The organism is Staphylococcus sp. GDY8P196P (assembly GCF_017891705.1).
Taxonomy (GTDB): Bacteria; Bacillota; Bacilli; order Staphylococcales; family Staphylococcaceae; genus Staphylococcus; species Staphylococcus ureilyticus.
Genome location: NZ_JAESJS010000035.1, coordinates 1 through 1,470 on the forward strand (window position 1 = coordinate 1; position 1,470 = coordinate 1,470).

The window sequence follows — 1,470 nt, forward strand, 5'->3', positions numbered from 1 at the left end:
AAGACAAGAAGAAACTCGTTTCACTCGTTTCAAAAACCCTCCTGATTTTTAGAGAAAAACTCTCTTATTTCATCGTCTTTAATAAAATAATATGCCATCTTTCCCTTTTTATAAAAATCAAGCACATCATTTTTATATAAAAGTCTTAAATGATGTGAAGTTGAAGCAACACTCATTTTCAATATCAAAGAAATATCACAAACACACAACTCATCTTCTTTAATCAAAGATAATATAATTTTCAATTTCTTCTCATCACAAATCTTTTCTAAAATGTTAAGTAATTTCTTAGATTTATCATCTTCTAAAAAACTTAAGGCATTGTTAACTTTATCCTCATGTACACAGATCACATCACAAGCATTTTTATAGCTCATATAAAATCACACCCTAAATTAAAATATAAATCCTAAAATTGTTTGAATAGTGTCATTTTCTATAATGATAAATAAACCTAAAGCTATATAAATAACAGCCATAATCCAACGACCAAATTTCTCAACAATTTCTCCAACTCCTGGAATATTAGCTAATTTTTGTGCAGTAAATACCAAGAAGAAAATTAAAATTAAAAAGACAAACAAAGTAATTAATAAATTAGTAACACTTAATGTCACAAAATAGGGAACAAATACACCAATATTATCAGCGCCACAACTTGCTATCGTAATAATTGCAATCGTACCAACTAGTTTAGACAATCCTTTTTCATTCAATTCTTTTTTAGCTCTCTCTTCTCCGTCACTATCACCATAAATAGCCACTTTAATTCCTAAATAAATCGGTATTAACCCTAATAATCCTAATATCCATTTTTCAGGAACATAATTTAAGACAAAGGCAAAGAATAAACTTATGACAATCAATGCCACAGATCCTACATATTGACCAATATAAATATCTCGATATTCTTTCCTAGTCTTTGCTCTAGCAAAGAACATTAATAAAATCACTAATAAGTCTAATGCTGTCACAATATAAAGAATAGCAGCAGTTACAATAGTCTGAATCATAATTACACCTCATTCAAAAATATTTTTGAATATATTATAACTTATTTTTTTTAATAATCATAGGTGCTTTATTCCAATTGCTTTATTNNATTGACGTTGAGCCTCGGAACTTTTAACAAACTCAAAAAATAGTCGAATGGTTGGCATATAATCATGAATTTTAAATGTTTTCTTTAAACCAAAGATAATATGGAATCAATATGTTCACTCCTTTGGTATATTCGCTGATATTTTATGCGTGCCTTGAGTGGAGATTTTTTGAGTGGCTTTTTCAAAAAATACTACCCGTCCCTTGATGATTTCCAAACGGTTTTCAAGTGCCCCTTGCTGAGATGGCAGGAGGTTTGTTTAAATTCAAATGTTCTTATTTTGAATTTTAAGGGGGTATTTTAAAGAATTAGGTATAAATCATATAGTTTTTAACCTAAAAACATACATAAGCTCTTAAAACGCAAAT

Annotated in this window: 2 protein-coding genes; both read right to left on the reverse strand. The window is 28.5% G+C overall.

The features are described 5' to 3' along the window. Nucleotides 1-29 precede the first annotated feature (29 nt). Nucleotides 30-377 (reverse strand): ArsR/SmtB family transcription factor, encoded by a 348-nt coding sequence (locus tag KA814_RS13460; protein ID WP_002467551.1) that lies wholly within the window; start codon nt 375-377, stop codon nt 30-32. An 18-nt stretch (nt 378-395) separates the two neighbouring features. After that, nucleotides 396-1,013, reverse strand: a complete 618-nt coding sequence (locus tag KA814_RS13465; RefSeq protein ID WP_002467537.1) for a CadD family cadmium resistance transporter — start codon at nt 1,011-1,013, stop codon at nt 396-398. Nucleotides 1,014-1,470 lie beyond the last annotated feature (457 nt).